This window comes from Arthrobacter sp. D3-16 (genome assembly GCF_054408515.1).
The window spans coordinates 4,135,057-4,157,666 of sequence record NZ_CP096437.1 but is presented as its reverse complement, the minus strand read 5'-3'; the positions used below and the strand labels follow the sequence as shown (position 1 = coordinate 4,157,666).

At 64.9% G+C, this 22,610-nt stretch carries 19 protein-coding genes; 13 read left to right on the top strand and 6 right to left on the bottom strand.

The features are described 5' to 3' along the window. Positions 1-49 precede the first annotated feature (49 nt). Together M1D32_RS19385 and M1D32_RS19380 are read left to right on the top strand one after the other, a co-directional pair. Positions 50-1,771 carry an ABC transporter family substrate-binding protein gene (locus M1D32_RS19385; RefSeq protein ID WP_458780222.1) on the top strand — a complete coding sequence of 574 codons (1,722 nt, stop codon included), beginning with the start codon at positions 50-52 and terminating at the stop codon, positions 1,769-1,771. 206 nt (positions 1,772-1,977) lie between these two features. Next, on the top strand, positions 1,978-3,045 hold the full coding sequence (locus tag M1D32_RS19380; protein ID WP_458780221.1) for a Gfo/Idh/MocA family protein: 1,068 nt from the start codon (positions 1,978-1,980) through the stop codon (positions 3,043-3,045). On the opposite strand, the gene ald is transcribed toward M1D32_RS19380, so the two are convergent. Further along, entirely contained in the window at positions 3,042-4,160 is a 1,119-nt protein-coding gene (gene ald, locus M1D32_RS19375; protein WP_458782238.1) for an alanine dehydrogenase, read from the bottom strand. The genes M1D32_RS19380 and ald overlap by 4 nt on opposite strands. Before the next feature lie 232 nt (positions 4,161-4,392). Between ald and M1D32_RS19370 the strand changes: the two genes are divergently transcribed. Continuing rightward, positions 4,393-5,610, top strand: coding sequence for a PucR family transcriptional regulator (locus M1D32_RS19370; RefSeq protein WP_458780220.1), 1,218 nt, complete (start codon positions 4,393-4,395; stop codon positions 5,608-5,610). Between the two features lie 66 nt (positions 5,611-5,676). Here the strand turns inward: M1D32_RS19370 and M1D32_RS19365 are convergent, their stop codons facing one another. After that, positions 5,677-6,129: a helix-turn-helix domain-containing protein gene (locus M1D32_RS19365; protein ID WP_458780219.1), complete on the bottom strand. Its 453-nt coding sequence runs from the start codon at positions 6,127-6,129 to the stop codon at positions 5,677-5,679. Between the two features lie 101 nt (positions 6,130-6,230). On the opposite strand from M1D32_RS19365, the gene M1D32_RS19360 reads away from it, so the two are divergent. Further along, positions 6,231-7,013 carry an alpha/beta fold hydrolase gene (locus M1D32_RS19360; RefSeq protein WP_458780218.1) on the top strand — a complete coding sequence of 261 codons (783 nt, stop codon included), beginning with the start codon at positions 6,231-6,233 and terminating at the stop codon, positions 7,011-7,013. Between the two features lie 34 nt (positions 7,014-7,047). On the opposite strand, the gene ptsP is transcribed toward M1D32_RS19360, so the two are convergent. Next, complete coding sequence (ptsP, locus tag M1D32_RS19355; RefSeq protein ID WP_458780217.1) at positions 7,048-8,733, bottom strand: phosphoenolpyruvate--protein phosphotransferase; 1,686 nt, start codon at positions 8,731-8,733, stop codon at positions 7,048-7,050. Between the two features lie 162 nt (positions 8,734-8,895). Between ptsP and M1D32_RS19350 the strand changes: the two genes are divergently transcribed. The 9 genes from M1D32_RS19350 (at position 8,896) to M1D32_RS19310 (ending at position 18,466) form a co-directional block, all read left to right on the top strand. After that, positions 8,896-9,624 carry a TetR/AcrR family transcriptional regulator gene (locus M1D32_RS19350; protein WP_458780216.1) on the top strand — a complete coding sequence of 243 codons (729 nt, stop codon included), beginning with the start codon at positions 8,896-8,898 and terminating at the stop codon, positions 9,622-9,624. 82 nt (positions 9,625-9,706) lie between these two features. After that, positions 9,707-11,791, top strand: coding sequence for a PTS mannitol transporter subunit IICBA (locus M1D32_RS19345; RefSeq protein ID WP_458780215.1), 2,085 nt, complete (start codon positions 9,707-9,709; stop codon positions 11,789-11,791). Next, positions 11,791-12,954, top strand: a complete 1,164-nt coding sequence (locus tag M1D32_RS19340; protein WP_458780214.1) for a mannitol-1-phosphate 5-dehydrogenase — start codon at positions 11,791-11,793, stop codon at positions 12,952-12,954. Before M1D32_RS19345 ends, M1D32_RS19340 begins: the two co-directional genes overlap by 1 nt. 207 nt (positions 12,955-13,161) lie before the next feature. Next, complete coding sequence (locus M1D32_RS19335) at positions 13,162-14,109, top strand: siderophore ABC transporter substrate-binding protein (protein WP_458780213.1); 948 nt, start codon at positions 13,162-13,164, stop codon at positions 14,107-14,109. A gap of 26 nt (positions 14,110-14,135) precedes the next feature. Next, on the top strand, positions 14,136-15,143 hold the full coding sequence (locus tag M1D32_RS19330) for an ABC transporter permease (protein WP_458780212.1): 1,008 nt from the start codon (positions 14,136-14,138) through the stop codon (positions 15,141-15,143). Next, the gene (locus M1D32_RS19325) at positions 15,136-16,182 is read left to right on the top strand and encodes an iron chelate uptake ABC transporter family permease subunit (RefSeq protein ID WP_458780211.1); all 1,047 of its coding nucleotides are present in this window, start codon (positions 15,136-15,138) and stop codon (positions 16,180-16,182) included. Before M1D32_RS19330 ends, M1D32_RS19325 begins: the two co-directional genes overlap by 8 nt. Before the next feature lie 40 nt (positions 16,183-16,222). Continuing rightward, on the top strand, positions 16,223-16,981 hold the full coding sequence (locus M1D32_RS19320; RefSeq protein WP_458780210.1) for an iron ABC transporter ATP-binding protein: 759 nt from the start codon (positions 16,223-16,225) through the stop codon (positions 16,979-16,981). Positions 16,982-17,291: 310 nt separating this feature from the next. Then, positions 17,292-17,615 carry a helix-turn-helix domain-containing protein gene (locus M1D32_RS19315; protein WP_458780209.1) on the top strand — a complete coding sequence of 108 codons (324 nt, stop codon included), beginning with the start codon at positions 17,292-17,294 and terminating at the stop codon, positions 17,613-17,615. Between the two features lie 50 nt (positions 17,616-17,665). Next, positions 17,666-18,466, top strand: coding sequence for an IS3 family transposase (locus M1D32_RS19310; RefSeq protein ID WP_458780208.1), 801 nt, complete (start codon positions 17,666-17,668; stop codon positions 18,464-18,466). A 226-nt stretch (positions 18,467-18,692) separates the two neighbouring features. Here the strand turns inward: M1D32_RS19310 and M1D32_RS19305 are convergent, their stop codons facing one another. From M1D32_RS19305 to rraA, 3 genes are all read right to left on the bottom strand, one after another. Then, positions 18,693-20,132 (bottom strand): sugar porter family MFS transporter, encoded by a 1,440-nt coding sequence (locus tag M1D32_RS19305; RefSeq protein WP_458780207.1) that lies wholly within the window; start codon positions 20,130-20,132, stop codon positions 18,693-18,695. Between the two features lie 211 nt (positions 20,133-20,343). Further along, positions 20,344-21,996 (bottom strand): MDR family MFS transporter, encoded by a 1,653-nt coding sequence (locus M1D32_RS19300; RefSeq protein ID WP_458780206.1) that lies wholly within the window; start codon positions 21,994-21,996, stop codon positions 20,344-20,346. Positions 21,997-22,099: 103 nt separating this feature from the next. Beyond that, positions 22,100-22,597, bottom strand: coding sequence for a ribonuclease E activity regulator RraA (gene rraA / locus M1D32_RS19295; protein WP_458780205.1), 498 nt, complete (start codon positions 22,595-22,597; stop codon positions 22,100-22,102). Positions 22,598-22,610 lie beyond the last annotated feature (13 nt).

The window sequence follows — 22,610 nt, the reverse complement described above, 5'->3', positions numbered from 1 at the left end:
TTTTCGACCCATCACCAGCATCACCACCTGCAATAACGAAGGGATCACCATGAGGAAACTGAACAAGATCGGCGGAGCGGCGGCCATTGCTGCTGCTCTGGCGCTGACTGCCTGCGGCGGCGGCGGTGGCGGGGCCACGGGGCCGGAAACGGCGAAGGGACAGGAGGCAGGCAGCGACCTGTCCAAGCTCATCAGCATTAACGAAAAGCCCGCCGCAGATCTTGAACAGGGCGGCAAGGTCACCCTGCCGCTGGGCAACATCGGGCCGGACTTCAACGGCTTCTCGAACAACGGCAACAGCGCCGACAACTCGGCGCTGCAGATTCCCATGAACCCGGTCGCTGTAAACAGCGGCGGCATCGGCGGCTGCTGGAAGGTCGACTTCATTGGCAAGGCCACGCCGAACAAGGACTTCTGCGAGGAGGTCACGAACGAAGTTGAGGACGGCAAGCAGACCATCACCATCAAGGTCAACGAGAAGGCCACCTACAACGACGGCACCCCCATCGACGTCAAGGCCTTCCAGAACACCTGGAACATCCTGAAGAGCCCCGATGCCGGCTACGACATTGTCACGTCCGGTGCCTACGAGTTCGTTGAATCAGTTGAGGCCGGCAGCAGCGACAAGCAAGTCATCGTCAAGACCAGCCAGCCGGTGTACCCGCTGGAGGACCTGTTCTTCGGCCTGATCCACCCCGCCGTCAACACCCCGCAGATCTTCAACGAGGGCTTCAACGGCGAAATGCACCCGGAGTGGATGGCAGGCCCGTTCAAGCTGGACCAGTACGATACCGCAGCCAAGACGGTGACCCTGGTGCCGAACGAGAAGTGGTGGGGCAACAAGCCGGTCCTGGAAAGCGTGGTGTTCCGCCAGCTTGAGACCAGCGCCCAGATCGCTGCCTTCAAGAACGGCGAGATCGACGCGATGTCCGCCAACACCGTCTCCCTGTACAAGCAGTTGGACGGCACCAAAAACTCAGAGGTCCGGCGCGGCCAGCGCCTGTTCGCCGGCGGCTTGAATCTCAACGCCCAGCGCATCACTGACGTGGCCGTCCGCAAGGCGATCTTCGCCGCAGTGGACCGTGAGGCCCTCCGCAAGGTGCGGTTCAACGGACTGAACTGGGAGGAGCCCAGCTCCGGCTCCATGATGCTGTTGCCCTTCTCCGAGTACTACCAGGACAACTACCCCGTGAAGGAAACGGGTGCGGAGGCCGCCAAGAAGGTGCTCACCGATGCCGGCTACACCGCCAACGCCAACGGCATCATGGAGAAGGACGGCAAGCCCGCCGCGTTCAAGATCAGCAACTTCGGCGACGACCAAACGACGCTGGCCGTCGCGCAGACCCTGCAGAAGCAGCTCCAGGCCGGTGGCATGGATGTTGGTATTGACCAGCGGGCCTCGGCCGACTTCGGCAAGGTCCTGGGCTCGCGTGAATTCGACTTGAGCATCTCGGGCTACACCGTAGGCGCGGACGCCACGTCCGCCGTCAAGCAGTACTACGACTCCAAGACCAACGAAAACCAGCTGGGCGATGCCGAGCTGGACAAGAAGATCGCCGATCTGGCGTCCATTGAGGACAACGCCGAGCGCAACAAGGCGGCAATGGAAGTTGAAAAGGAGCACATGGCCAAGTACTACTCCATGGGCGTAGTCTTCAACGGCCCGCAGATCTCCTTCGTCCGCACCGGCCTGGCCAACTACGGTCCGTCCCTGTTCCAGAGCCTTTCCCAGGTTCCGGACTGGACCACCCTCGGCTGGGTAAAGAAGTAACAGCGCAGCCCAGCTGAAGAGCAACTGAATACGGCAATACGGTGAGGCTGGCATCTCCTGGAGCTCAGGGGTGCCGGCCTTCGCCGTGCCCCGCCCGGCTCCCCTTTGCGGAACGCTCTCTCACCTACCGCGGCTTTTTCCCGAACGCTCTCTCACCTTTCGTACCTCGGGGGACCGGCGGACCCGTGCGGGAGTACCGTAGCCCTATGGACTCCGCCGCCCCACGCACCATCCGCACGGCCGTCGTCGGCTACGGCCTGTCCGGCAGCGTCTTTCACGCGCCCTTGATCGGGACGGACGGGCGCTACTCGCTGGACGTCATCGCCACATCCAATGTGGAGCGGCAGAAGGCAGCCACTGCCCGCTACCCCGGCGTGAGGACAGTGCACGACGCCGATGCTGTCCTCGAGCGTGCTGCCGGCCTTGACCTCGTGGTCCTGGGCACCCCGCCGGCCACGCATTACCCGCTCGCCAAGGCAGCGTTGGAGGCCGGCCTGGACGTGGTGGTGGACAAGCCTTTCGCGGTGACCAGCGAGGAAGGGCAGGAGCTTATTGCCCTTGCCCAAGAACTCGGGCGGGTGCTGACGGTCTTCCAGAACAGGCGGTGGGACGGCGACTTCCTGACGCTCCGGAGACTCCTGGCGGCCGATGCCGTGGGGAAAGTCACCAGGTTCGAGTCGCGGTTCGAGCGCTGGTCCCCCGCGATTGCCAAAGCCTGGAAGGCGCACGCCACCGCCGCGGACGGGGGCGGCGTCCTGTTTGACCTTGGCAGTCACCTGATCGACCAGGCGCTCCTGCTGTTCGGTCCCGCGGCTGTGGTCCATGCAGAGCTCAAGGCGCGGCGGGCGGACGAGCGCGCGGATGACGACGTCTTCCTCGTCCTGCGGCACGACACCGGGGTACTGAGCCACCTCACGATGAACATGCTCTGTGCGCAGCAGGGCCCCCGGTTCCGCGTGCTGGGTTCCGTGGGCGGCTTCACCAAAAACGGCGTGGACCCGCAGGAGCCCTACATCGTTGCGGGCGGCAGCCCCCTGGATGCGGAGTACGGCGAGGAGGCGCCGGAGTGGGCAGGGCTCCTGGGCCGCGATGGCCACCTGGACGCCCTCCCCACCGAGCGGGGCGCCTACCCCGAGTTCTACCGGCTCCTGGCGGAGAAAATCCTCGACGGCGGAACGGCCTCAAAGCTGCCGCTCCCGGTAGACCCGGCAGACGCCGTCGAGGTCCTCAAGATTATTCAAAAAGCACGCGAAGTGGCTTCTGTGCGGAGTTAAGCCGTGACCAGTTCGTGCCAGTCCGCTACGAGGGGCAGGTCGTGCGCCTGGGACACGGAGTGGTGGGCCACGTGGCCTGCGGCGATGTTGAGGCCCGCGGCCAGGGCAGGATCGCGGTCAAAGGCGGCCTTGACGCCGAGGTTGGCCAGCGACACGGCGTACCGCAGCGTCACGTTGGTCAGGGCATAGGTGGACGTGTTGGGGACGGCGCCGGGCATGTTGGCCACGCAGTAGAAAATGGTGTTATGGACCTTGTACGTGGGTTCCTGGTGCGTGGTGGGGCGGGTGTCCTCGAAACAGCCGCCCTGGTCAACCGCGATATCCACCAGGACTGAGCCGGGCTTCATGCGGGCCACCAGTTCGTTGGTTACCAGCTTGGGGGCCTTGGCGCCGGGGATGAGGACGGAGCCGATCACCAGGTCGGCGTCCACCACGGACTTTTCGATCTCGTAGGAGTTCGATGCCACCGTTTTGAGCCGACCCTGGTACTGGGCGTCCAGCTCGCGCAGGCGGTTGATGTTGATGTCCATGATGGTGACGTCTGCGCCCAGGCCAAGAGCCATGGCGGCTGCGTTGGTTCCGGCAACGCCGGCACCCAGGACAACCACCTTGGCTGGCCGGACGCCGGGTACGCCGCCCAGCAGCACGCCCTTGCCGCCCGCGGGGGCCATCAGGGATGCGGCGCCCACCTGAACGGAGAGCCGGCCGGCAACCTCGGACATGGGGGCCAGCAGCGGCAGGGTGCGGCCTTCCTGGACCGTTTCGTACGCGATAGCGGTGACGCCGGAGTTGATGAGTTCGCGGGTGAGTTCCGGCTCGGCGGCGAGGTGGAGGTAGGTAAAGAGGATCAGGCCCTTGCGGAAGCGGTGGTACTCGGCCTTGATGGGTTCCTTGACCTTCATCACCATGTCCGCACGTGCCCAGACGTCGTCGGCATCATTGACGATCTCGGCGCCGGCAATGGCGTACTCCTCGTCAGTGATGCCGGAGCCCAGCCCTGCACCGCGTTCCACCAGCACGGTGTGTCCGTGGGTGCGGAATTCGTGGACGCCGGCGGCGGTGATGGCCACCCGGAATTCGTTGTTCTTGATTTCTTTGGGGACACCGATGATCATCGTGGGCTCCAGGTTCTCGGCTGGTAAGCCGGAAAGTGCGGAAAGATTCTGTGTTTCCACGATAAATCCGTTGTGAGCCAGCCGACACGGAGGGCCGGGGACGGGCAAATGGCAACCCGCGCCATTCCGCGGATTTTCCCACGAACCCATCGACAATTGTTCACCGCACGGGCGTCAGGTGTCGCCTCTTGTCCGTTCGTTGGTGCCAGCGGAAAAGCAGTAGTGTTGGGCCATGCAGCAGGGCGTGGAGCAATTGGTCGAGCAGGTGGCCGAGAAGCTTGGCCGGGGCTTGTCCCTGGAGGACCTGGACGGCGTGCTGCTCGCTTACAGCTCCAACCAGTCCCACGCCGACCGTGTCCGCGTAAACTTCCTGCTCAGCAAGAAGGTACCGGCCGATGTCAGCGCCTGGCAGCTGTCCCACGGAATCGCCACTGCCGTCCGCCCCGTGGTGGTTCCCGCAAACCCCCGCCTTGGCATGCTGGGCCGGGTCTGTGTCCCGCTGATGGTCCGCGGTTTCCGCGTGGGTTATCTCTGGGTGCAGCAGGACTCCGTAGAAGAGAGCCCGACGGCGATCCTCACCCAGTTGCCGCGAGTTGCCAATGAAGTGGAGATGCTCTCCGGGCTCCTGCTTGATTCGAACACCGCCGAATCCGAATTCCGGCGGGGGCGTGAGCGGGAATTCCTGTCGGCCTGTGCCGGGGAAGCAAATGCGGTGGCGGCCGTGGCAGGGTGGAAAGAGGTGCAGGGCCGCGGGCCGTGGCAGATGGTCACAGTGCTCGACGCCGATGGATGGGCGGGTGGTCCGGACCCCATCGCCTCAACCCTGATCCACCGCTCGGCAGCGCTTCAGGCAACGGTGGGTGTTGATGCTGCCCTCTTTAGCGCCGGGACGGAGACCCACTCCGTGGTGCTGTTCCGCGAGTCCTCGGGCCGCGCGAACCACGCCCAAGTCCTGGTCCACTACCAGCTTGAGCTGGCCAAGCGGTCCGGGCGGCCGGTCCACCGCATCATCCTGGGGATCAGTGAAGGGTTTGCCCGGCCGCGGGAGCTCGCCGAAGCCTACCGGCAATCCAAGCTTGCCGCGCAGGCTGCTGCGGTCGACCCGCAGCTTGGGGAACTGGTGGACTGCCGGTCCACCGGTGTCTATCAGCTACTGGCCTCCGCCGGGGGAGGGGCAGGCACGTGGGCTGACTCCGGGTCTGTGTACTTCCGCACTCTTGAGGACCACGACCGCAACGGCGAACTGATCCCGGTCCTGGAACTGCTGTACGACAATGACGGTTCCGTCCAGGACGTGGCTGCGAAACTCCACCTGCACCGCAGCAGCATTTACAACCGGCTGGGCCGGATCCGCCAGTTACTGGGCGTGGATCCGCTGAAGGGGATGCCCCGCCTGGAACTCCACGCGGCCCTCAAGATGCGACGCTGGGCTCTCCGGCCCCGGATCTGAGCAGCCAAGGATCTGAAGCAGCGGGGAATCTGAGGCAGCCGCCCCCGAAGCAGGCAGGGCCAGGAGCTACGTGTCCTTGCCGTGGTCCCCGTCAGCCTGGTCCCCGGGTACCAGTTCTCCTTGACCCTGGTCCGCAGCCGCCTTTTTCTGCCGGTCCTTCTTCTGCCCCTCCAGCCACGCCATGATGGCCGCCAGGGGAATCCGCCGGTGGCTGCCGCGGTATTCCACAGGGATCTCGCCGCGGTCGGTCATGTTGCGCAGGTAGGTGTGCGAGATTCCCGCCAGCTCTGCAGCCTTGGACGTGGTCAACATTTCCTCGACGCTGCTGACGGTCACAGCCTCACCGCGGCTGAACCGTTGCAGGAGGTCAACCACGGCGTCGCGCGCCAGGGGTGGAAGGCGGTGGACGGTGCCGTCCACAAAAACGGTGATGTCGTCGCTGCCGGCCAGGGCCTGTTGGAGCTTTACGGCTTCCTCGGGCGGAAGGGCGCCGGCCATCCTGGGAGCAATCAGTGCCATGGGCCCAGCCTACCGGTGGTACCCGGAGTGCCGGTGTCCCCGGCCCGCCGGTGCGTCCCGGTCTGCCGGTGAGCCACGGGCGGCGGCGGTATGCTCGGCTGATGGCATTAACTGGTGGCCGGGACGTCACATCCGGCGGTTTGCAGGGAAGGCTCTATGCCTCCGTCCAACCGGCGGAGATGGGAGCGCGGCCCACCTATGCGCTGCTGCACGGCATCGGTGTCTCCCACCGGTACCTGGCCCGGCTTCACGGGGAACTGGCAAAAGCAGCGGACGTCTACTCTTTCGACCTGCCCGGCTTCGGCAAGGCGTCAAACCCCGGGCGCCAGTTGCAGGTTGAAGAGTTCGCTGCGTTCGTAGGGGACGTCCTGACGGAGGCCGGGGTCCACAATTACGTGCCGGTAGGCCACTCTATGGGTGCCCAGTTCGCAGTGGAACTGGCCCTGCAGGAACCTGAACGGGTGGCCGGTGCCGTGCTGATGGGGCCGGTGGTGGAGACCAGCCGCAAGTCTGTGGCCAGGCAGGCGATGGCACTGACGCGCGACGCCATGTTCAGCGAGTCCCTGGTGTCCAACGCGATCGTCTTCAGTGACTACTTCCGGGCGGGCCCGCGCTGGTACCTGACCGAACTGCCCGTGATGATGGAATACCCCTTGGAGGAACGGCTGGCCGCTGTAAACCAGCCCGTGCTGGTGCTCCGCGGAACCAAGGACCCCATTGCCCGCCGGCCTTGGTGCGTGAACCTTGCAGAGGTGGCACCGAAGGGAACGATGGCAGAGATCCTGGGCCAGGGCCACGTCTTCCAGCACACTGCCCCGGAAATCGCGGCCCAGGCCATCAACGGGTGGGTCCGGGCCGTAAACGGGTTCGACGTAACGGCCTAGCGGGCCCCCGCCGGCAGGGCGGGGGCCGGCAGCCTCAGAGCCCGAGTTCCTCCAAAACTGGCAGCTTTTCGCGCACCCAAGCCCGCGCCTCGGTGGCGCTGGGGGCGGACAGGGCGAGCTTGGCGAGCTGCTGCGCTTCCTCGAGTGTCACCGTCTTCAGCACCGCAGCGACGGCGGCGAGGGAGCGGGCCGTCATGGACAGCGTGCTCACGCCCAGGCCGGTCAGTACGACGGCGAGCGCCGGGTCCGCGGCGGCCTCACCGCAGACGCCCACGGGCTTGTTGCTGCCCTCGGCGCGTGATCCCTCCACCGTCAGCCCCACCAGGCGCAGGACGGCCGGCTGCCAGGGGGTGTTGAGGTTGGCGAGCGGGCCGAGCTGGCGGTCGGCAGCCATGGCGTACTGGGTGAGGTCGTTGGTGCCAAGGCTCGCGAAACCCACTTCGCGGAGGATGGCTTCCGCAGTGAGGGCAGCGGAAGGAACCTCCACCATCACACCGGGGGTCTTGATGCCGGCATCTGCGCACATGGAGGCAAAACGCGCTGCCTCTTCCGCCGTCGAGATCATCGGGGCCATGACCCACACGTCCGCTTCGGACTGCTTTTCCGCCAGCGCGATGGCTTCCAGCTGGCGGTCAAGGACGCCCGGGGTGGTGAAGTCGGTGCGATAGCCGCGGACACCCAGGGCTGGATTGGGTTCGGTGGAGTCGGTGAGGAAGGGGAGCGGCTTGTCGGCGCCGGCGTCGAGCGTGCGCAGGACTACTTTCTTGCCCGGGAAGGCATCAAAGACCTTCTTGTAGGCGAGCGCCTGCTCTTCGACAGATGGCTCGGTATCCCGCTCCAGGAAGCAGAACTCAGTGCGGAACAGGCCCACGCCCTGGGCGCCAAGCTTGGCGGCCGCCTCGGCGTCCTTGCCGCCGCCGACGTTGGCGAGCAGCGGCACGAGGTGACCGTCCGCCGTCGAGCCCGTGCCGCTGAACTCGGCCAGCAACGAAGCCGTGGCCGCCCATGCCTCCGCTGCGGCGCGCAGTGATTCGTCCGGCTCGGAGGTGACCGCGCCGGCGGCACCGTCCAGATACACTTCCGTGCCGTCCGGGAGTTCGTCCACACCAACAGCGGCGACGACGGCGGGAAGGCCGAGGGAACGGGCAATGATGGCGGTGTGGGACTGGGGTCCGCCGCCTGAGGTCACCAGGGCCAGGACCTTGTTCGGGTCCAGGGTTGCGGTGTCGGCCGGAGCCAGGTCTTCAGCCACCAGGACAAAGGGCGTGCTCGACGCCGGGATGCCGGGGGCGGCGACCCCGCGAAGCGCGGCGACGATGCGGGCGCGGACGTCCAGGACGTCGGTGGCGCGCTCGGCCATGTAGCCGCCCAGGTTGTGGAGCATTTCAGAGACTGAGGAGCCGGATTCCCAGATGGCGCGTTCGGCTGATGTGCCGCGTGCAACCAGCTTGGCGGCACCCTTGATCAGCATGGTGTCCTTGGCCATCAGTGCTGTGGCTTCCAGGACGGCCTTACCGTCGCCGGTGGCATGGGCCGCGCGCGCTTTGAGTTCGTCGTGCACGGCCTGGGCCGCCGCCTTCAACGCTGCTGTGGCTTCCTCGGCGGTGGTGCCTGCTGCCAGTTGCTCGCCGGCGGGAGGCTCGCTGATGGGTTTGGGCATCTGCCGGACGGTGCCGATAACGCGGCCTGGACTGACGCCTACTCCTGGGAAGTTCTGCACTGAAGGTCCTCATTCTCTGCCGGTTGCCAGGCCCGCCGATATTGTCCGGCGTCATGCCGGGTCCGCCGGAAGACTGCTACGTCCGGAGGCGGAAAACGTGCCTGAAAAAATTGTATGTGATTCAGTTCATATAGCATTGCTATAGGTGCTAGGGTAGCGGTTATGAGTTTGGATGGCCAGCTTCCCCCCAAGATGCGGCTGCTGCGCGCAGCCGCTGAGCTGCTGGCAAACTCAGCGGGAGCGCCTGTTTCCACCCGCCAGATCACCCAGCTGGCAGGGGTGAGTGCTCCCACGCTGTACCACCACTTCGGTGACAAGGAAGGGTTGTTCGACGCCGTCGTCGCCGCAGGGTTTGAAGAGTATGTTGCGGGCGAAAGGGATTTCGCCCCCTCCGGACAGCCGCTCGAGGATATCCGGAGAATGTGGGACAACCACGTGCAGTTCGGGCTCAACCAGCCGGAGCTGTACTTGGTAATGTTCGGCAATATCCGCCCTGAAAGCCGCCCCGCCATCGTTGCCGATGCCGAGGCGCTGATGGAGGAGATGCTGAATAAGGCAGCGGTGGCAGGCCAGCTGAACGTCCAGCCCAGGGAGGCTGCCAGGTCCATCCTGGCCGCGAACGTGGGCGTGACGCTGATGCTGATCGCGGAGCCCGCCTCCGACCGGAACCTCGAATTGTCCACCAGGACCCGGGACGCCATGATTTTCGCGGTGTCAGCCGAGCCCGCCAGCGGCGCGGCCCCGGGTGACACCGGAAAGTCATCCGTGGTGGTGGCAGCGATCGCCCTGAACGCCGCGCTTCAGGCCTCGCACTCAGACCAGCTCTCCAGCTCGGAACTCAAACTCTTCCTCGAATGGCTTCACCGCATCTCCACCAGCCCGGCCGGCTGAAAAGGGCCACAGTTCCATCAGTACGTCGTCGTAAGTATCGGACCATCCTGCGGAGCAGCGGGAATGACGGTTAGGAAAGCACATGGCAACAGAGACAGTTGCAAAACCCCGCACCAGCGTGCGGGTTGGCGTCCAGAAGTTCGGGACGTTCCTGTCCGGAATGATTATGCCCAACATCGGCGCCTTCATCGCCTGGGGCCTCATCACAGCCCTCTTCATTGAGAAGGGCTGGCTGCCTGTTCCCCAACTGGGTGGCTTCGGCGAGACAAACGGTGTCCCGAACACCGGGCTTGTGGGACCAATGATCACCTACCTGCTGCCGCTGCTGATCGGCTACACCGGCGGCAAGATGGTCTACGACGTCCGCGGCGGCGTGGTGGGTGCCATCGGCACCATGGGCGTGATCGTGGGTGCCGGCATCCCCATGTTCATCGGCGCCATGATCATGGGCCCCCTGGGCGGCTGGACCATGAAGAAGATCGACTCGATCTGGGACGGAAAGATCCGCCCCGGCTTCGAGATGCTGGTCAACAACTTCTCCGCGGGCATCTGGGGCGCCCTGCTGGCCATGCTGGGCTTCTATGCCATTGCTCCGGTGGTCTCTGCCTTCAGCGCGGGCGCCGGCAACGTGGTCCAGTTCCTGGTCAACAACGGCCTGCTGCCGCTGACCAGCATCTTCATCGAGCCGGCCAAGGTCCTCTTCCTCAACAACGCCATCAACCACGGCGTCCTCACCCCGCTGGGCGTCCAGCAGTCCCTGGAACAGGGCAAGTCCATCCTGTTCCTGCTTGAGGCCAACCCCGGCCCCGGCCTGGGCATCCTGCTCGCCTACATGTTCTTCGGTCGCGGCGTCGCCAAGGCTTCCGCCCCCGGTGCCGCCATCATCCACTTCCTGGGCGGCATTCACGAGATCTACTTCCCGTACGTGCTGATGCGCCCGCTGCTGATCCTTGCAGCCATCGCAGGCGGCATGACCGGCATCGCCACCCTGGCCATCACCAACTCCGGCCTGGTGGCGCCGGCCGCCCCAGGTTCTATTTTCGCCGTGCTCGCCCAGACCTCCCGGGACAGCTACATCGGAGTGATCCTCGCGGTCCTGCTGGCCACGGCAGCCTCCTTCCTTGTGGCCTCCATCATCATGAAGACCACCAAGCACAGCGACGAGACGGACCTCAACGACGCCACCTCACGGATGGAACAGATGAAGGGCAAGAAGAGCTCCGTGGCCTCCACCCTGACGGGCGCCGGTGCCGCTGCCGGAGCAGGCGGAGTGGCCGTTATGGCCGGGCCGGTGCGGAACATTGTGTTCGCGTGCGACGCCGGCATGGGCTCCAGTGCCATGGGAGCCTCGGTGCTGCGGAACAAGATCAAGGCGGCAGGCTTCCCGGAGGTGAAGGTCACCAACGCCTCCATCGCCAACCTCAACGACGATTATGACGTTGTGGTCACCCACCAGGACCTCACCGAACGCGCCAAGCCGGCCACGTCCAGCGCCATCCACTATTCCGTCGACAACTTCATGAGCAGCCCCCGCTACGACGAGATCGTGGAACTGGTCAGGGAGAGCAACACGGAGGGCGCCTCAGCAACGGAAGGTCCCGACGCCGGCGCGGGAACGCCGGGCGGAGCGTCCGCATCCGGTCCTGCGACGGGAGCGGCGGCTGGAGCTGCAGCTGGAGGAGCCGCCGGCACCGCCGTCGGAACTTCCGAAATCGAAGCCACAGGGACGGGAACGTCCGAAATCCTGGCCCGGGAGAGCGTAGTGCTCCGCGGAACAGCTACCACCCGTGATGCCGCCATCGACGAAGCCGGCCGCCTCCTGCTGGCCCGCGGCGCGGTGGACGAGGACTACGTCAGGGCCATGCACGAACGGGAGCAGTCGGTGTCCACCTACATGGGCAGCTTCCTGGCCATCCCGCACGGCACCAACGCGGCCAAGGACCACATCCGGAAGTCCGCGGTGTCAGTGATCCGATACCCGGAGGGCATCGACTGGAACGGCAAGCAGGTCAAGTTTGTGGTGGGTGTCGCCGGCATCAACAACGAACACCTGCACATCCTGTCCTCCATCGCAAAGGTCTTCACCAATAAGGAACAGGTGGCCCGGCTGGAGGCTGCCACGTCAGAGGACGAGGTCCTGGAGCTCTTCGGAAAGGTCAACGCATAGTGAAGGCGGTACATTTCGGGGCCGGAAACATCGGGCGCGGCTTTGTGGGCCTGCTCCTGCACAACGCCGGTTATGAGGTGGTGTTCGCCGACGTGGCGGAGGAGCTCATCGCCCAGCTCGCCAAGGCGGAGAGCTATGCCGTGCACGAAGTGGGGGAGAACCCCGCGGTGCGGACGGTGAACAACTTCCGCGCGTTGAATTCCACCACGCAGGAGGCCGAGCTCGTTGCAGAAATTGCGACGGCGGACATCGTCACCACCGCGGTGGGCCCGCACATCCTGAAGTTCGTGGCGCCGGTGATTGCCAGGGGCATCATTGCAAGGGGGGCAGAGCTGGTTCCGCTGCAGGTCATGGCCTGTGAGAATGCCATCAACGCCACCGACATCCTGGCCAAGGAAGTGGCTTCCCAGCCGGGGGCCGCCGCCGGGGCGCTGGATGGCAAAGCGGTGTTCGCGAACACTGCAGTAGACCGAATTGTGCCAAACCAGGAAGCCGGTCAGGGCTTGGATGTCACGGTGGAGACGTTCTACGAGTGGGTTATCGACCGCACGGCTTTTGCCGGTGCCGCCCCCGAGATCCCGGGTGCGACGTTTGTGGACGACCTCTCGCCGTATATCGAGCGGAAGCTGTTCACGGTGAACACCGGGCACGCGTCGGCGGCCTACTTCGGGTTCGAGGCGGGCCTGGAGAAGATTTCTGACGCCATGGCAGACCAGGACGTTGCCGAGGACGTCCGGGCGGTGCTGGAGGAGACCAAGCAACTCCTGGTCTCCAAGCACGGTTTCAGTAACGATGAGCAGGAAGCGTACGTCCAGAAGATCCTGGTCCGGTTCTCCAACCCGTACCTGCCGGACACGGTGAACCGGGTGGGGCGTGCCCCGCTGCGGAAGCTGAGCCGGCACGAGCGGTTCATCGGCCCGGCTGCGGAACTCGCTGAACGCGGGGTGGTGCCTGAGGCACTTCTGGGAGCCATTGCCGCTGCCCTGCGCTTCAACGATCCCGCTGATACCGAGGCAACAGAGCTCGCCGGGATCCTCGCTTCGGCCAGCCCGGCCGACGCCACGGCGAGGATCACAGGCCTGGAGCCCGCCCACCCGTTGTTCGACGCCGTCTCCACCCTGGTGGAGGAACGCCAGGCGGAGCTCGCCCAGGCCCCCGCCTAAACGCTCTCTTACTTCCTGCGGGTATTTCGCCAACCCTCCTGCAATCACGACGCCGGCACTCACCCAAGTGCCGGCGTCGTGCTGTGTGATCTCTCCCACTTATGACCCAATACTGCTACTCCCGTTTTGAAGTTAGCCTTTCCTTACTTATAGGCTCTGGGTCATTAGGCAACGAAGTTGTGACGTATTACCCGAGCGGAGAAAAACGTGAAGAAGAGGCTGTCAAGCTACCTGGGGGCACTTGCGGCGGGAGCGGCGCTTTTCACCGTCACCGCTTGCGGAGGAAGCGCGACGGCGACTCCCGCTGACCAGGCAGCCAGCATCACCGTGGAGCACGCCCAGGGCAGCACCGCCAACATCCCTGTGAACCCGGAGAAGGTTTTCACGTTCGACCTCGGTGTCCTGGACACGCTGGATGCCCTGGGCGTTGAGCCCGCAGGAGTGCCGGAAGCCTCCTACCCGGAGGCGCTTAGCAAGTACGCAGACGCGAAGTACAGCAAGATCGGTTCGCTGAAGGAGCCCGACTTCGAGGCCGTCAGCGCCGGCGACCCGGACCTCATCATCATCTCCGGCCGCACCGCGGGAGCATATGAGGAACTGAGCAAGATCGCCCCCACCATCGATCTGTCCATCGATGCTGCCCAGCCGATGGAGAGCTTCAAGGCGCAGACCGAAAAGCTGGGAACCATCTTCGACAAGGCAGCGGAAGTGGAAGAAAAGCTCGCCGCAGTGGACGCCACCATCTCCGACACGAAGGCCAAGGCCGCCGACGCCGGCAAGGGCTTGATCGTCCTGACCTCCGGCGGAGAGTTGACCGCTTACGGCGCCGGCTCGCGCTTCGGCATCATCCATGACGTCCTGGGCGTCCCCACGGCAGCAGACGTCAAGGTTGACGGCAGCCACGGTGAGGCAATCTCCTTCGAATACATCAAGCAGGCCAACCCGGACATCCTGTACGTCATCAACCGCGACACGGCGGTGGGTAGTGAAGCTTCCGCTGCCAACCCCATCCTGGACAACGAACTCGTCCAGTCCACGAATGCCGCCAAGAACAACAAGGTAGTCAACCTTGACCCCGCCGGCTGGTACGTCGTGGGTTACGGCCTGAACAACGTCAAGGCAATGGTGGACGCCGTCGCCGAGTCCGTGGCCTAACGCCACCCAACTGAGCACCAAGCTCCATGACCGCCACCGCCGTGCGCCCGCTTGCGCCGGCAGCCCGCAGCCAGGCCCGCCATAATGCAGGCCTGGCTGCGGGCGCAGTTGCCGTCCTTGCCATTGCGGCCACCAGCATGTTCGTGGGCGTCAGCGACGTCGCACTTCCGGCCCTCCTCTCGGGCGAACCGGCCACGGTGGAGGTTTTCTGGATTTCCCGTGTCCCACGGACCCTCGCCGTGGTGCTCGCCGGCATGGCGGTGGCTGTCGCCGGTTTGATCATGCAGCTCATGGCCAGGAACCGCTTCGTGGAGCCCTCAACGGTGGGAACGGTGGAGTCCGCCACCCTGGGGATCCTGGTGGTCACCGTCTTCGCCCCGCAGGCCCCGGTGCTGGCCAAGATGCTGGTGGCCAGCACCTTCGCCATGCTGGGAACCGCGCTCTTTTTGGCCATCCTGCGGCGGCTCCCGGCCCGCAACACCCTGCTCATACCGCTGGTGGGAATCATGCTGGGCGGGGTGATTGCTGCCGTCACCACGTTCTTCGCCTACCGTTATGACCTGCTGCAGACCCTCAGCAACTGGATGATCGGCGACTTCTCGGGGGTCCTCCGGGGCCGGTACGAGCTGCTCTGGATCGTCGCTGTCCTGATGCTGCTGGGCCTCCTCGCCGCCGACCGTTTCACCGTGGCGGGAATGGGCCAGGACTTCACCACCAACCTGGGGCTCAACTACGGCCGGACCATGCGGCTGGGACTGGTCATCGTCTCGTTGATCTCGGCGGTGGTGGTCACCACAGTGGGCGCCGTCCCCTTCCTGGGACTCGTGGTGCCCAACATCGTGTCCCTCATCTTTGGCGACAACCTGCGCCGGGCCGTGCCGTGGACCGCGCTGTTCGGCGCCGCCTTCGTGCTGGTGTGCGACATCATCGGCCGGACCATCCGCTACCCCTACGAGGTCCCCGTGGGAATGGTGATGTCCGTGCTGGGCGCTATTCTCTTCCTCGGCCTGATCCTGAGGAAGCGCAATGCGTGAGACCACAACGCTGCTGCCACCCGCCAAGAAGCCTGCTGTGCAAGGGCAGGCCGCGGCGGCGGCGCACAAGCTCAAAGCCGCCATCCGTAATGCCTCGCCCCGCCTGGTGGTGGGGGTCCTGTTGACGGCCGCTGCCGCCGTCGTCTGCCTTTTCCTGTTCTTCGAACTTAAAGGCAACATCGGCTACATCCTGCCGCGCCGAGCCATCAAGGTGGCTGCGATGCTGCTGGTGGCCGTTGCCGTAGGGGTCTCCACGCTCCTGTTCCAGACCGTCACGGCCAATCGGATCCTGACGCCCTCCATCATGGGCTTCGATGCGCTGTACATCCTGGTGCAGACGGCGATGGCGTTCACGCTGGGGGCCAACGCGGTGGTGGCCGCCCCGCCCACGCTGCAGTTCGGCGCTGAAGTGCTGCTGATGGTGGTGTTCAGTGCGCTGCTGTACCGCTGGATGTTCACCGGCGCCACCCGCTCCCTCCACCTGCTCCTGCTGGTGGGGGTGATCCTGGGCAGCCTGTTCCGCGGCCTGTCCTCCCTGCTGCAGCGGCTGATGGAGCCGAGCGAATTCATCATCCTCCAGGACCTGTTTTTCGCCAGTTTCAACAACGTGGATCCAGCGCTGCTGGGCGTGTCCGCGGTCATCGTTGGTGTTGTCTGTGGTGTTGTCTGGCGGGCGCGCCACACGCTGGACGTGCTGGCGCTGGGGCGCGACGTGGCCATCAACGTGGGTGTTGACCATCGGAAAGTGGTGATGCGGGTTCTTCTGGGGTGCTCGCTGCTGGTGGCGGTGTCCACAGCGCTGGTGGGGCCCGTGACGTTCTTTGGGCTGCTGGTGGTGAGCCTGGGTTATCAGTTGTGCCGCGGCTTCAGCCATGCCTGGCTGTTGCCCATCGTGGTGCTGATCGGCGCTGTCGCCCTGGTGGGCGGGCAGCTGGTCCTGGAAAAGGTGTTCGGTTTCAGCACCGCCCTGAGCGTGGTCATCGAATTCGCCGGCGGCATCCTGTTCCTTTACCTCCTCCTGAAAGGCTCCCTGAAATGACCTGCCCCCGTCCTGGCGCCGCAACCATGGAAACGCTGCCATGATCGACGTCCGGAACGTCTCCAAGAGCTACGGCGGGCAGGCGGTCCTCGACGACGTCAGCTGCGTGATCCCCGAGGGCGGCATTACCTCGATCATCGGCCCCAACGGTGCCGGCAAATCCACCCTGCTCTCGCTGATCAGCCGGCTGCAGCCGCTTGAGGCAGGTACTGTCTCCGTGGCCGGGCTGGATATCGCCGCCACGGACAGCCGGGAATTGGCGCGCACCATGGCCATCCTGCGGCAGGAAAACCACCTCACCATGCGGCTGACGGTTCGGGACCTTGTGGCGTTTGGCCGGTTTCCGCACTCCGGCGGCCGGCCCACGGTGGAGGACCTCGCCAAGGTGGAGGAAGCCATCGCCAACTTGGACCTGACACCCATGGCCGACAAATTCGTGGATGAGCTCTCCGGTGGCCAGCGCCAGCGGGCCTTCATTGCCATGGTGCTGGCGCAGGACACCCGGTACCTGCTCCTCGACGAGCCGTTGAACAACCTGGACATGAAGCACTCGGTGGAGATGATGCGGCTCCTGCGCCGGCTCGCTGACGAGTTCGGGAAAACGATCGTCCTGGTGGTCCACGACATCAACTTCGCGTCCTGCTACTCGGACACCATCCTGGCCATGAAGGACGGGCGGCTGGTCCACCAGGGCAGCCCCCGCCAGATCATGCAGCAGGCCATGCTCCGCGACGTCTACGACATCGACATCCGCATCGAGGATATCGACGGCAACCGGATCGGCGTCTACTTCGCCTGACTCTTCCCAACGCTCTCTCACTTGATGTGGCCTTTCCGGCAACGCTCTCTCACTTGACGTGGGTTTTCCCGCAACGCTCTCTCACCTTTGAACTGCTCCCCGGAAGTTGGACTGAGAAATTCAGTTCCGACTTCCGGGGAGCAGTTTTATGCGTGCAAGTAGTTCATTATCTGAGGCGCAGCGTGAGGCGGCTGTAGCGTTGTTTGAGAGGGGTATCGGGTATCGGGCGGTGGCTCGGTTGCTGGATGCGCCTTGGGTGCCGGTCAGGGCACTGTATGGGCGGTGGAGGATTCATGGGCAAGGAGTGCTGGTGAGCAGGCCGGTGAAGTCATACTCTTTCGAGTTCAAGCTGGCCTTGGTGCAGCGGTTCCTCGCGGGCGAGCCCGGTCCGGATCTGGCAGTGGAGGCTGGTTTGGCCTCCCGTGAGCTGCTGCAAAAGTGGGTCCGGGCGTATCGTCTGGAGGGTGAGGACGGGTTGCGGCCAAAGCCCAAAGGCAGACCGCGGAAACCTGATGCCCTGCCGCCAGCGGAACTGCCCGAGCTTGAGCGGTTGCGGCGGGAGAACGAGCGGCTGCGCGCCCAGGTGGCGTACCTGGGAAAACTGCGGGCCTTGAGGGAACAGGGACGACGGTAAAGGTTCAGGCCGTCGTTGCCCTCAAGGCTGACTATCCGCTTGGTGTCCTGTTGGACGTCGCCGGGCTGGCCCGATCCACGTTCTTCTATCACCAGCTCCGGCTCCATGGGCCCGATCCGAAAGAGAAGCTCAAAGCGGCGGTCACGGAGATCTTCGAAATGAACCATGGCCGGTACGGGCATCGGCGGGTCCATACGGAGCTACTCAAGCAAGGGTGGACGGTCGCGAAGAAGACCGTGCTGAAGCTGATGCAGGCACTCGGGTTGGCCTGCAAGGTCCGGCGCAGGAAGCGCTACAACTCCTACCAGGGCGACCAGGGCGCGGTAGCGCCCAACGTGCTGAAGCGGGAATTCGAGGCTGATGCACCGAACCAGAAGTGGGTAACCGACGTGACGGAGTTTCGCGTCGGTGACCGGAAGCTTTACCTCTCACCGGTCATGGACCTCTTCGACCGGCAGATCATTTCTTACTCGCTGGGCTTGTCCCCGAACCTGGCGCTCACCAACGATTCACTGCGTGAGGCCCTGACCTGCCTGCAGCCGGGTCAGCAGCCGCTGGTGCACTCGGACCAAGGTTTCCAATACCGCCATGCCTCCTGGCGCACCCTCATCGAGAACGCCGGCGGGGTCCAATCCATGTCCCGCAAGGGCAATTGCTACGACAACGCCGTCATGGAGAACTTCTTCGGCCACCTGAAGGAAGAACTCTTCCACCGCGTCCGATTCCTCAACACCGATGCACTGGCAGCTGCAATAGAGGAATACATCCACTGGTACAACAACAAAAGAATCTCCACAAAGCTCAAGGGCCTGAGCCCGGCGCAATACCGGGCCCAGACCCTTGCAGCCTAGAATCCCATTTAGCCAGTCCAACTAACGGGGACCAGTTCACCTTCCGCCTTCGCCACCTCAGAGCGGGTGATCCCTGTGGCCGTGGCCGGGAAAAGCAAACCCTCCCGCACTAGAAAACATGAGGGAGGGGCGGCCGTTGAGCTATCAAAGGTGAAGGAGCGTTCGGTGAAAGGCCCGGTTAAGTGAGAGAGCGTTGCGTGAAAACCCCCGTTAGGTGAGAGAGCGTCTAGCCCTTGGCCGAGCCTTTCGCCACAAACAGCGTCTCCGCCTGCTCCAGGGACATCCCGTTAGTTTCCGGCACTTTGAACATCACAAAGAAGAACGACGCCGCCGCGAACAATGCGTACATGGCGTAGGTCAGCGGGAGCGAACCGGCGGCCATGACCGGGAAGCTGAGCGTGATGGCGAAGTTCGCCACCCACTGCGCGGCGGCGGCAAGGCCAAGGGCACGGGCACGGATCCGCGACGGGAAGATTTCGCCCAAAAGCACCCACACCAGCGGGCCCCAGGACGCGCCGAAGCTGACCACAAACACGTTGGCAGCCACCAGGGCCACCGGGCCCCAGGCTCCGGGCAGGGAAATCTCGGTGCCGGATCCAACAGCCGAGGAGAACGCCAGGGCCATGGCAGCCAGGGACACGGCCATACCTACCGAGCCCGCCAGCAGGATGGGCCGGCGGCCGATCCGGTCCACCAGTGCGATGGCCACGAGGGTTACCAGGATATTGGTGACGGAGGTGGCCACGGAGATGGTGAGTGAATCCTTTTCCTGGAAGCCCACCGCCTTCCACAGCGTAGTGGAGTAGTAGAAGATCACGTTGATGCCCACGAACTGCTGCAGCACGGACAGGATGATGCCCACCCAGACCACCGCCTGCAGTCCGAAGGTCTTGCCGCGGAGCGAGCCTTTCTGGCCGGCCAGCTTGTCCTCTTCGATGGCTTCCCGGATTTCCCGGATGTGGCGGTCGGTGTCCTCGGCCGGCGCAATCGAGTCAAAGACTTCGCGGGCTTCGTCCTCCTTCCCCAGGAACACCAGGAACCGCGGCGATTCCGGAAGGGTGTACGCCACCCAGCCGTAGACCACTGCGGGCAGGGCGGCCGCCAGGAACATCCAGCGCCAGGCCTCAATACCCAGCCAGAAGGCCTGGTCGGCGCCGCCGGCGCTGGTGGCAAACAGCGCGTCCGAGAGCAGCGCCGCAAAAATGCCTGTGGTGATGGCGAGCTGCTGCAGCGATGCGAGGCGGCCGCGGACCTTGCGCGGGGAAATTTCGGAAATGTAGGCGGGGGCGATGACCGAGGCAAGGCCGATGCCCAGCCCGCCCACCAGGCGCCAGAAGATCAGGTCCCAGACGCTGAAGGCGAACCCGGTGCCGAGGGCGCTCACGAGGAAGAGCAGCGCACCCAGCTTCATGGCGGGGATTCGTCCGTACCTGTCTGCGACCTTTCCGGCCAGGTACGCCCCGGCAGCACAGCCCAGCAGGGCGATGGCCACGGCGAAGCCTGTAACAGCCTCGGACAGCGCGAACTCGTCCTTCATGGCATCCACTGCGCCGTTCACCACGGACGAGTCAAAGCCGAACAGGAATCCGCCCACCGCACCTGCGAGCGCCAGCCAGATCACCCGCCGCGGTATCTGGGCGGTTGTCTGCTCCCGTGCAGTGGGCATGGCTCTCCCTTGGTTTGGGGGTTCGGTGGATGCGGTGCGGACGTCGTCGGCTGCGGAACCGGCCACCTGGCCGGCGCACACGCGCTACACAGTGTTCCACGGCACCGCGGACTGTTCCAGTCGGGGCACCAGAAGCCTGCCTGCCCCGAAACAGCAGACGACGACGGCGGGAGGTGCCGGCGTCGTCCGCTGACCACGGGTGGCGGGCAGGTCAGTGAACTGCGGCGGGCTCCTGCGGGGCTGCCTTGGAGTCCGTGAGCTTCTTGTTGGGCAGCGCGAAGCTGATCAGGAAGGCGATGCCCGTAAGCACGGCCGCCGTGAGCATTACGGTGTCGATCGCGTAGGCGAAGCCCTCCGTGATGGGACGGGTCAGCGTGCTGTTTGCGGTGTGGAGCCAGCTGGTGTCATTGAGGGACTCGTTGGACGCCCCGTCCCGGAAGAATTCGTACAGCTTGGCATTGGCGGGGTCTGCGGCCACAGCGGGATCCTGCAGGACTGCCTGGTACTCCGGGCTTCCCATCGCGGACTTCATGGTGTCGGCGATCCGGGTGGCCGCCAGGCTGAACAGCATGGAGATGAAAACAGCGGTGCCCACCGCACCGCCCATGGAACGGAAGAACGCGGCAGAGGAAGTGCCTACGCCCATGTCGCGGCGCGGCACGGACACCTGCATGGCGAGGGTGAGGGGCTGCATGCAGAAGCCAAGGCCCATGCCGAAGAACACCGCGATGACCCCGGGAACCCACAGGCCGGTGTCCACGCCCAGGGACAGGCCCATCACCAGGGCGGCGGCTGTGAGGACGGCCGTGCCCATGATGGGGAAGATCCGGTAGGTGCCCGAGGCTGAAATGGTGCGGCCGGCCGTGATGGAGCCGGTCAGGATGCCGACGGTGAAGGTGATCATCATCAGGCCGGCCTCGGTGGGCGTGAGGCCCTTGACCAGCTGCAGGTACATCGGGAGCATGGCGATGGCTCCGAACATGCCGATGCCGATGATGAAGTTCAGCAGCGATGACAGGCCGAAGGTCGCGTTCCGGAAGAGCCGCAGCGGGATCAGCGCGTAGTCGCCGGCACGCTTCTCGGCGAGCAGGAACCAGACAATGCCCACCACGCCCAGGCCATAGCAGAGGAAGGAGTTAAGGGACGCCCAGCCCCAGCTGCGCCCCTGCTCCGCCACCAGCAACAGCGGCACGATCGCCAGGGTGATGGCCGCTGCGCCCCAGTAGTCAATCTTCTGCTTTACGTGCTTCGCCGGCAGGTGCAGGAACAGGAACACCACTGCCAATGCGGCCAAGCCGATGGGCAGGTTGATAAAGAACACCCAGCGCCAGCCCTCGAACCCCAGGATGTTGGCGGAACCGGCAAAAGCGCCGCCCACCACAGGGCCAAGCACCGAGGAGACGCCGAACACGGACATGAAGTAGCCCTGGTACTTGGCCCGGTCCTTAAGTGAGACGATGTCGCCGATGATGGTCAGGGCGAGGGCCAGCAGGCCTCCGGCCCCGAGGCCCTGGACGCCGCGCGCCAGTGCCAGTTCGGTCATGGAGTGGACCGATCCTGCGTAGAGGGACCCCGCCAGGAAAATCACGATGGCTGTCAGGTACAGCGGGCGGCGGCCGAAGATGTCGCTGAGCTTGCCGTACAGCGGGGTGCTCACAGTGGACGTAACGAGGTACGCGGTGGTGGCCCAGGCCTGGAGCGAGAGCCCGTCCAGGTCGTTGGCGATGGTGTAGATGGACGTGGACACGATGGTCTGGTCCAGCGATGCCAGGAACATGCCCAGCATCAGGCCCACCATCACGGTGACGATTTGGCGCGGGGTCAGGGTTTCTCCTGCGGCGCGCGCGGCAGTGGGTTTGGGCATGGGTGCTCCAGGGGAAGGAAGAAGTCAGGCGCGGATAGTTGCTTTCAGTAACTATGTTACGCCCAGGCCTATTCCCGGGGAGCAGGTATTTCTGCTTGCGGGGCTAGCGCTCCACCAGGATTCCATCCGGGTCGCACCAGATCATGGCCCCGGTCCGGATGGTCACGCCGTCGATCACCACGTCCACATCAACCTCGCCGGCGCTGGCCTTGGCGCTCTTCTTCGGGTTGCTGCCGAGGGCCTTCACGCCGAGGTCCAGCCCGGCGATCGCCTCGCGGTCCCGGATTGCTCCATTGATAACGACGCCGGCCCAGCCGTTCGCCACGGCGCTTTCGGCGATCATGTCCCCCATCAAGGCCGTCCCGAGGGAGCCGCCGCCGTCCACCACCAGCACCTTGCCGTGGCCCGGGGTTGCCAGGGTGGACTTCACCAGGCCGTTGTCCTGGAAGCAGCGGATGGTCCGGACCGGGCCGCTGAAGTGTGAACGCCCGCCGAGGGACTGGAACTGCAGCGATACCGAGGCCAGTTCGTCGCCGCGCTCGTCGTAGAGGTCTGCGGTGTTGACGGCGGTGCTTTCCGCCGGAGTGGACGCTGCGCTCATGGTTCTCCTCGAT